Raw genomic sequence first — 6,697 nt, 5'->3', positions numbered from 1 at the left:
GTTCAAAAATAACCGTCACCAATAACCCTTTTAGGGCAATAAATAATGCTGATATAATTTATACAGACGTATGGGTCAGTATGGGAGATGAAGATTCCCGGGCGCAGAGATTGAAAGATTTTAAGCCGTATCAATTAAATTCAGTCCTATTTAAGAAGGCAAAACCTGATTGTCTGATTATGCATTGCCTGCCGGCTCACCGGGGAGAAGAGATTACCGGCGAAGTGATAGACGGGCCTAATTCAATAGTGTTTGATCAGGCCGAAAATAAACTCCATGTTCAGAAGGCGATACTTTTGATGCTGCTGAATACATGAATTACCCACGTTCCGAGGGACGAGGGACGATCGTTCGCGGAGTTTACCCTGAGCGAAGTCGAAGGGCTCACTAGGACGAGGGACGAACCCTCATATTTTTAGTAATCGTATTCGTCCCTCGTCCGAGCGACCAAAGGGAGCGATTGTCCCTCGTCCCTCGGAACATGGTGACTATAAACATTCGTGGCAATTTGTATTAAATTCGTGGTAATTCGTGCATATTATCGTGTTTAAAACAATTCATAAGGAGCTACAATGAAAAAAGTAATATTGGCATATTCCGGCGGGTTGGATACGTCCTGTTGCGTTAAGTGGCTTAAAGATAAAGGATTTGAAGTCTTGACCTATACCGCGGATTTAGGCCAGGACTTGAATTTTGTTCAATTGAAAAAGAAAGCCATAACCTGCGGGGCGGTTAAGGCCTATGTCCAGGACCTAAGGGATAGGTTTGCCGATAATTTTGTTCTCCCTGCGCTTAAGGCCGGGGCGATTTATGAATCAAAATATCCTCTGGCTACGGCATTAGGTAGGCCTTTGATTGCCGAGGGCCTGGTAGAGATTGCTCACAAAGAAAAAGCCCAATATATTGCTCATGGCTGCACCGGCAAAGGTAATGACCAGGTAAGGATCGAAGTTTCAGTAGCTTGTTTGGATAGAAAATTAAAAGTAATAGCTCCCTTAAGGGAATGGGATCTTAAGACAAGGGAAGATGAATTGGACTATGCCGGAAAGCATAAAATTAAAGTGGATTTGACAAAAAAAAGCCCTTACAGCACTGATTTAAATCTCTGGGGCAGGAGCATTGAATGCGGAGTACTGGAGGATCCTGTTTGTGAGCCGCCGAAGGATGTTTACCGGTTGACCAAAGATCCGGCTAAGTGTCCGAATAAACCCAATTATGTAATGATCAAGTTTAACCGGGGTATACCGGTAATGTTAAACGGTAAAAGACTTAAACCTTCTGTATTGATAGCTGATCTGAATAAATTAGCCGGTGATCATGGGGCAGGCCGGATAGATATGGTGGAAAATAGATTAGTGGGAATAAAGACCAGAGAGATTTATGAAGCGCCGGCAGCAGTGGTATTACATCTTGGCCATCAGGAATTGGAAAGCTTAGTTTTAGACAGAGAAACCGCTCAGTTTAAACCTATCACAGCCCAAAAATATGCCCGGTTGATCTATAATGGCCTTTGGCATTCACCGCTTAAAGGCGCTTTAGATAAGTTTATTGATGAGACCCAGAAACATGTTTGTGGAACGGTTAAATTAAAGCTGTATAAAGGCAGCTGCGTTTGTCAATCCAGGACTTCACCTTATTCCCTATACAAAAAAGAGATGGCTACCTATGAAAAAGGCGATAAGTTTGACAGGTCAGCAGCCGAAGGGTTTATTAAGATTTGGGGACTGCCTTATTGTAAATAAACTGTTAAACACGAATCACCACGAATTACACACGAATTACACTAAGTTAGCTGATAGCTGATAGCTGATAGTAAATGCAGAACAATGGGAATATATTGCCTACCAGAAGCAGATCCGCCCCTGGCGGAAAATACATTGTCATTCTCCGGCTTGACCGGGGAGCCCAGTCTAAAAGATTAAGGAGCTTTAACTATGGAGAAATTATGGGGTTCAAGATTTAAAGAAAAGACCGCGAAGGTTGTTGAAAAATTTACTTCGTCCATTGCGATAGATCATAAACTGGCAGAGTGTGACCTGATCGGATCTTTGGTTCATATGCTTGCCTTAAAAAAGGCAGGCCTCTTATCCAGCCAGGAATATAAAAAATTAAATCAAGGGATTTTGGCTATTTTAAAAGAGGTAAGGTCCGGATTTTTTAGGCCCAACTTGAGCTCAGAAGACATTCACACCGATATTCAGAATAAACTGACGAAAAAAATAGGAAAACTTGCCTTAAAATTACACACCTTAAGGTCCAGAAATGACCAGGTGGCTTTTGACACAAAGCTATTTTGTAATTTTTCCATCCAGGAACTTTTAGATTTGATCGCAGATTTTAAGAAAGGCCTTTTGAAACTGGGTGCCCATTATGAAGATCTGATTATCCCCGGATATACCCATTTGCAGTTTGCCCAGCCAATAAGGTTTTTAGATTATGTTTTTACTTACCTCGATATGCTTAAACGGGATGCCCACAGATTGGAGAATATAGCCAAGGAGTTAAAGTTTTCTTTTGGCGCCGGCGCATTAGCGGGTGTGAGCATAGAAAATAAAGCCTATGAAGAAGCCATCAAGATCATTATTAAGCAGGAGGGTTTAAATGTTCAGTGCGGTATTTTAAATAACAGCCTGGATGCTGTGAGCAACCGGGATTTTGTAATTGAATTTTTAGGGAACTTGGCAATTTTAGGGATGCATCTTTCAAGGATGGCGGAAGATTTTATTATCTGGTCATCTGCTGAATTCGGTTTTATTGAAATTGCTGATGAATTTTGCACCGGAAGTTCCCTGATGCCCCAGAAGAAAAATCCCGATGTCTTAGAGCTTATTCGGGGCTATACCGGCAGGCTTTATGGGAATCTTACCTCGGTCCTGGTAATGATGAAGGGATTGCCTTTGGCTTATAACAGGGATATGCAGTTAGACAAAGAACCTTTATTTAGTTCAGTCGCGATAGTCAAAGATGAGCTAATGGTGCTTACCGGATTGATTGGACACATAAAGATAAATAAAGCCAATATTAAGGCCCGGCTTAAAGATGAATTTTTATACGCAACAGAACTGGTGGATTTATTGGTCCATAAAGGAACTGCATTTGGGGCTGCCCATAGTATTATAGGAAAATTAGTCAAATATTCGATAGATGAAAAGGTAAAGATAAAAGATATGCCCGATAAATTGCTTAAAACTTTTTCCCCACATTTGAATTTGAAAGAAGTTAAAAAAAGATTAGATCCATTTTTTGCTGTAAGACTAAAAAAATCAGTCAAAAAAAGGACAATTGGGTAATGCACGAATTTAAGTATATTAATAATGACCTTTGCTGTGAAGACTTAAAGGTGGCGGATATTGCTGAAGAGTTCTCTACGCCGGTGTATATCTATAGCCACAAGACGCTGTTGGACCATTATTATAAGCTAAAAGACGCCTTTCATGAAATAAAGCCCCTGATATGCTTTTCTATGAAGGCGAATTCTAATCTTGCTCTTTGTAAGATATTGACTGCTGAGGGTGCGGGCCTGGATATAGTGAGTGGAGGAGAGTTGTTTAAGGCGCTTCATATCGGCACCGACCCCAAAAAGATTGTTTATGCCAGCATAGGAAAAACCTCTCAGGAAATAGAATATGCTGTTTCCAGCGGGATACTTTTGTTTAATGTTGAGTCGATCCCTGAGTTGGAAATGCTGAATAGTATCGCTTCGAATCTGGGTAAAAAAATAGATATTTCTTTAAGGTTGAACCCAAATATATACCCTAAGACCCATTCCTATATTTCTACTGCCAGAGAAACAGATAAGTTTGGCTTTGATACAGCAACATGCAAAGAGATGTTTCTTCAGGCGGCTAAATTTGTCAATTTAAACCTGGTTGGCTTGCACATTCATATCGGTTCCCAGATAATAGAGTCAAAACCGTTTATCAGGGCTATAGATAAAGCTGTATCCTTAGTTGAGGAATTAAGGAAAAATGGGATTACGATTCAATGGCTGAATATCGGAGGAGGCCTGGGGATTATTTATCACCAGGAAAGGCCTCAAACAGCCCGGGAATTTGCCAGAGGGGTTTTACCTTTACTTAAAAAGGTAAAACTCAAGATAATCTTAGAACCGGGAAGATTTATTGCGGGTAATTCGGGAATTTTAGTGACCAGGATTACTTATATAAAACAAACGCCGCTTAAAAATTTTGTTATTGTTGACGCGGGAATGAACGATCTTATACGCCCGAGCCTTTATAATGCGTATCATGAGATATTGCCTGTTATACGCACAACGCACAACGCAGAACGCATAACGCGTTATGACATAGTCGGCCCAATCTGTGAGAGTGGAGATTTCCTGGCCAGGGATAGGTCTATGTCTTCTCTTTATCCAGGCCGGTTATTGGCAGTGATGGGAGCGGGCGCTTACGGATTTACTATGTCCAGCAATTATAATTCCAGGCCCCGGCCGGCCGAAGTCCTGGTGATGAATGGTGAGTCTTATCTGATTAAAGAGAGGGAGACCTATCAAGATTTAATAAAGGGAGAATCTATTCCCGGGGGTTTGCTATGAGGCCTATTGATTTTATCAAGATGAGCGCCGCTGGAAACGATTTTATTATTATTGATAAATTCAGAAGCCGCCCCTTGACTTCGCCCGGGGCGGAGAAGCCGGAAGACACCCCTCGACTTTGTCCCTCGACAGGCTCGGGACTACGCTCGGGGCAGGGAAGTCAGATATCAGAGTTAGCAAAGGAGCTTTGTCAGCGTAAATTATCTATTGGTGCCGATGGCTTGCTGTTAATCGAACCCTCAGAAAAAGCTGATTTCAAGATGCGCATTTTTAATCCTGACGGTAAAGAAGTAGAGATGTGCGGCAACGGAGCCCGCTGTGTCGCGTTATACGCCGTGAAAAAAGGGAGTTGCAGTGACAAAATGATTATCGAAACTCAGGCCGGCAGTTTAGAGGCTGAGGTTGAAAAAGACAAGATTAAGATAAAATTAGTATGTTCTAAAAACTTAAGATTAAAGTTTGATTTAAATATTAATAGCCAGGTTTATAAGTTAAGTTATATCAATACAGGCGTGCCCCATGTGGTTTGTTTTGTCCGGGATTTAGATAACTTCGATGTTGAAGGGGTGGGAAGGGCAATTCGTTATCACGGTGAATTTCAGCCGGAAGGCACTAATGCCAATTTTGTAGAAATAGTGGATAAATCTTATATTAAAATCAGGACTTATGAGAGAGGGGTGGAACAGGAGACTTTGGCCTGTGGAACCGGCTCAGCAGCCGCGGTTTTGGTTTCAGCCAGTCTAAAAAAGGTAAACCCGCCGGTTAGTGTCCAGACCAGAGGCGGAGAAGTTTTAAAGGTGTATTTCGATGATGCTGAATTGGAAAATGTATGGTTAGAGGGCGGGGCGAGAGTTATATATAAGGGAGAGGTTGGCAATAAAATGCATGGGAGGTAATTATGTTTAAAGGCAGTATGGTAGCGATGATAACACCGTTTAAGGACGGCGAAGTTGACGAAGCCAAGATTAAAGAATTGGTTAAATTTCATATTGATAATGGAACGGATGTATTGGTTCCCTGCGGAACTACCGGAGAATGTGCTACCCTGTCTTTTTCCGAACACGAAAAAGTTGTGGAGGCCGTAATTGAGGTTGGCAGGGGAAAAATCCCGGTTATTGCCGGTACGGGTTCGAATAATACAAAAGAAGCCATTCGGCTTACCAGGCATGCCAAGAAGGCAGGCGCGGATGGAGCCCTGATCATTGCTCCTTATTATAATAAGCCGACGCAGGAAGGCCTATACCGGCATTTTAAGGCAATTGCCGAAGAAGTAGATATACCTATTATGCTTTATAATATTGCTTCGCGGACAGCTGTAAATATAGAACCGGAAACAATAGCCCGGCTTGCCGAGCTGGATAATATTGCAGCTGTAAAAGAGGCCAGCGGAAATCTTAATCAAATGAGCCGTATTCTCGATCTGTGCGGGGACAAGATTACTCTTATTTCCGGGGATGACGCATTGGTTTTGCCGATACTGGCTATCGGCGGGAAGGGCGTTATCTCGGTTATAGCAAATATCGTTCCCGCTGATCTTAAAAATCTAATTTCTGAATTTGAAAAGGGACACATTGAACAAGCTCGCGAACTGCATTATAAATTATTGCCTTTGGTTAAGGCAATGTTTATAGAGACCAATCCTGCTCCGGTCAAGACAGCTATGGAAATGATGGGAATGATCAGCGGTGAACTTCGCCTGCCCCTTGTTGCGATGAAGGACGAAAACGTTGAAAAGCTAAAAAATGCGCTGAAAGACTACGGGCTGATTTAAACCGTTAAATTGCTAAACTGTTGTATTCAGACTGTGTCGTAATTCATTTTGTTGTATACTGATACACAATATATTGTAGTTGCCCAATTTATTGGGTGCTCTATGCTGTGCCTGATAAATCAGGCAACTACGTTACGACACAGCCTGATTGTTAAATTGGTACTTTATAGAAATATTAGCTTACGATTACTAAAAGAGCAAATACGGTAGAAGCATAGTGGAAATAAATAGAAATAGATCATTTTTTTAGACGATTTAAGTTTTAAAAGTGCACACCTTAACCGAAATTAAAAATAATAACGCTAAAAAGGTCATTCTGAGGCCGAAGGCCGAAGAATCTCAGAAAACACGGTTTTATGGGAGATCCTTCG

At 41.6% G+C, this 6,697-nt stretch carries 6 protein-coding genes; all 6 read left to right on the top strand.

Annotated elements, in window-relative coordinates; genetic code table 11:
* A partial coding sequence (locus U9Q08_05210; protein ID MEA3329101.1) for an ornithine carbamoyltransferase occupies positions 1 to 317 on the top strand: 317 nt, incomplete at its 5' end.
* A gap of 255 nt (positions 318 to 572) precedes the next feature.
* Entirely contained in the window at positions 573 to 1,742 is a 1,170-nt protein-coding gene (locus tag U9Q08_05205) for an argininosuccinate synthase (GenBank protein MEA3329100.1), read from the top strand.
* 192 nt (positions 1,743 to 1,934) lie between these two features.
* Positions 1,935 to 3,290 carry an argininosuccinate lyase gene (gene argH, locus U9Q08_05200; GenBank protein ID MEA3329099.1) on the top strand — a complete coding sequence of 452 codons (1,356 nt, stop codon included), beginning with the start codon at positions 1,935 to 1,937 and terminating at the stop codon, positions 3,288 to 3,290.
* A complete protein-coding gene (gene lysA / locus U9Q08_05195) occupies positions 3,290 to 4,555 on the top strand; it encodes a diaminopimelate decarboxylase (GenBank protein ID MEA3329098.1) in 1,266 nt (421 codons plus the stop codon). The genes argH and lysA overlap by 1 nt, the downstream gene beginning before the upstream one ends.
* On the top strand, positions 4,552 to 5,451 hold the full coding sequence (dapF, locus tag U9Q08_05190) for a diaminopimelate epimerase (GenBank protein MEA3329097.1): 900 nt from the start codon (positions 4,552 to 4,554) through the stop codon (positions 5,449 to 5,451). Before lysA ends, dapF begins: the two co-directional genes overlap by 4 nt.
* 2 nt (positions 5,452 to 5,453) lie before the next feature.
* On the top strand, positions 5,454 to 6,326 hold the full coding sequence (dapA, locus tag U9Q08_05185; protein MEA3329096.1) for a 4-hydroxy-tetrahydrodipicolinate synthase: 873 nt from the start codon (positions 5,454 to 5,456) through the stop codon (positions 6,324 to 6,326).
* The last annotated feature ends 371 nt before the right edge of the window (positions 6,327 to 6,697 follow it).

The organism is Candidatus Omnitrophota bacterium (assembly GCA_034717435.1).
Classification (GTDB): Bacteria; Omnitrophota; JAUWXU01; order JAUWXU01; family JAUWXU01; genus JAYELI01.
Note: the sequence above shows the minus strand (reverse complement) of the source record. Positions and strands in the feature narration are given on the sequence as shown.

Coding starts and splice junctions, on each gene's coding strand:
- U9Q08_05205 (MEA3329100.1), top strand. CDS start 573: ATGAAAAAAGTAATATTGGCATATTCCGGCGGGTTGGATACGTCCTGT.
- argH (MEA3329099.1), top strand. CDS start 1,935: ATGGAGAAATTATGGGGTTCAAGATTTAAAGAAAAGACCGCGAAGGTT.
- lysA (MEA3329098.1), top strand. CDS start 3,290: ATGCACGAATTTAAGTATATTAATAATGACCTTTGCTGTGAAGACTTA.
- dapF (MEA3329097.1), top strand. CDS start 4,552: ATGAGGCCTATTGATTTTATCAAGATGAGCGCCGCTGGAAACGATTTT.
- dapA (MEA3329096.1), top strand. CDS start 5,454: ATGTTTAAAGGCAGTATGGTAGCGATGATAACACCGTTTAAGGACGGC.